The following is a 2,500-nucleotide window of genomic DNA, read 5'->3' as shown; positions in this document are numbered from 1 at the left end:
CAGTAGACCCGAAACCGGGTGATCTAGTCATGGCCAGGGTGAAGGTGCCGTAACAGGTACTGGAGGCCCGAACCCACGTCTGTTGCAAAAGACGGGGATGAGCTGTGATTAGGAGTGAAAAGCTAATCGAACCCGGAGATAGCTGGTTCTCCTCGAAAGCTATTTAGGTAGCGCCTCATATGTATCCTCTCGGGGGTAGAGCACTGTTATGGCTAGGGGGTCATCGCGACTTACCAAACCATTGCAAACTCCGAATACCGAGACGGACTGTATGGGAGACACACGGCGGGTGCTAACGTCCGTCGTGAAAAGGGAAACAACCCAGACCCACAGCTAAGGTCCCAAATTCACTGCTAAGTGGAAAACCATGTGGAAAGGCACAGACAGCCAGGAGGTTGGCTTAGAAGCAGCCACCCTTTAAAGAAAGCGTAATAGCTCACTGGTCGAGTCGGTCTGCGGGGAAGATTTAACGGGGCTAAGCAGTGAACCGAAGCTTGGGGTGTGCATATTTATATGTACGCGGTAGAGGAGCGTTCCGTAAGCCGTTGAAGGTGGATTGAGAAGTCTGCTGGAGGTATCGGAAGTGCGAATGCTGACATGAGTAACGATAATGCGGGTGAAAAACCCGCACGCCGAAAGCCCAAGGTTTCCTTGCGCAACGTTAATCGGCGCAGGGTGAGTCGGCCCCTAAGGCGAGGACGAAAGTCGTAGTCGATGGGAAGCAGGTTAATATTCCTGCACCTCGCGTAAGTGCGATGGAGGGACGGAGAAGGTTAGGTGTACCCGGCGTTGGTTGTCCGGGGGAAAGGAGGTAGGTTTGAATCTTTGGCAAATCCGGGATTCTTCAAGACCGAGCACCGAGACGAGCCTTTAAGGCGAAGTCACTGATACCACGCTTCCAGGAAAAGCTCCTAAGCTTCAGCTTACGCAGACCGTACCGTAAACCGACACAGGTGGGTAGGATGAGAATTCTCAGGCGCTTGAGAGAACTCGGGTGAAGGAACTAGGCAACATGGCACCGTAACTTCGGGAGAAGGTGCGCCCTTTTTGGTGGCTCATGCGAGCTATAGCTGAAGAGGGCCGCAGAAACCAGGCCGCTGCGACTGTTTATCAAAAACACAGCACTCTGCAAACACGAAAGTGGACGTATAGGGTGTGACGCCTGCCCGGTGCTGGAAGGTTAATTGATGGGGTCAGCCGCAAGGCGAAGCTCTTGATCGAAGCCCCAGTAAACGGCGGCCGTAACTATAACGGTCCTAAGGTAGCGAAATTCCTTGTCGGGTAAGTTCCGACCTGCACGAATGGCGTAACGACAGCGGCGCTGTCTCCACCCGAGACTCAGTGAAATTGAAATCGCTGTGAAGATGCAGCGTTCCCGTGGCAAGACGGAAAGACCCCGTGAACCTTTACTATAGCTTTACACTGAACGTTGAGTTCGTCTGTGTAGGATAGGTGGGAGGCTATGAAACTGTGGCGCTAGCTGCAGTGGAGCCATCCTTGAAATACCACCCTGTCGTGCTTGACGTTCTAACCTAGGTCCATAATCTGGATCGGGGACCGTGTATGGTGGGTAGTTTGACTGGGGCGGTCTCCTCCTAAAGAGTAACGGAGGAGCTCGAAGGTACGCTCAGCGCGGTCGGACATCGCGCACTGTGTGCAAAGGCATAAGCGTGCTTGACTGCAAGATCGACGGATCAAGCAGGTAGGAAACTAGGACTTAGTGATCCGGTGGTTCTGTATGGAAGGGCCATCGCTCAACGGATAAAAGGTACTCCGGGGATAACAGGCTGATACCGCCCAAGAGTTCATATCGACGGCGGTGTTTGGCACCTCGATGTCGGCTCATCACATCCTGGGGCTGTAGTCGGTCCCAAGGGTATGGCTGTTCGCCATTTAAAGTGGTACGCGAGCTGGGTTCAGAACGTCGTGAGACAGTTCGGTCCCTATCTGCCATGGGCGTTGGAAGTTTGAGAGGGGCTGCTCCTAGTACGAGAGGACCGGAGTGGACGAACCTCTGGTGTTCCGGTTGTCACGCCAGTGGCATTGCCGGGTAGCTATGTTCGGAAGCGATAACCGCTGAAAGCATCTAAGCGGGAAGCGCGCCTCAAGATGAGACTTCCCGGGGCACAAGCCCCCTGAAGGAACCATATAGACTATGTGGTTGATAGGTCAGGTGTGTAAGTACAGCAATGTATTGAGCTAACTGATACTAATGATCCGTGTGGCTTGACCATATAACCTCAAGTTGCCTTGGCCGACATGACATGTCGATAGATCCCAAGTGCACGCTACGTCACAAGACTTACGAGAGGCAGGCGCCTTAATCCGTTCCTTAGGATGGCGACGCTCCAACTGTCTCCCTGGTGAAATTAGCGCTGTGGAACCACCCGATCCCATCCCGAACTCGGAAGTGAAACGCAGCTGCGCCGATGGTAGTGTGGCCTAAGCCATGCGAGAGTAGGTCATCGCCAGGGTTTTTACCCGAAAACCCCGCTGCTCA

At 53.7% G+C, this 2,500-nt stretch carries 2 rRNA genes (1 of these 2 cut by a window edge); both read left to right on the top strand.

The features are described from left to right. Positions 1 to 2,234 (top strand): 23S ribosomal RNA (locus tag ABE434_RS18695); it begins 645 nt to the left of the window's first position. A 125-nt stretch (positions 2,235 to 2,359) separates the two neighbouring features. After that, positions 2,360 to 2,474 (top strand): 5S ribosomal RNA (gene rrf / locus ABE434_RS18690). Positions 2,475 to 2,500: the final 26 nt, after the last annotated feature.

Origin of the sequence: Stenotrophomonas sp. TWI1183, from assembly GCF_039673115.1 — a bacterium.
In the GTDB taxonomy this organism is placed as follows: Bacteria; Pseudomonadota; Gammaproteobacteria; order Xanthomonadales; family Xanthomonadaceae; genus Stenotrophomonas; species Stenotrophomonas maltophilia_AA.
Note: the sequence above shows the minus strand (reverse complement) of the source record. Positions and strands in the feature narration are given on the sequence as shown.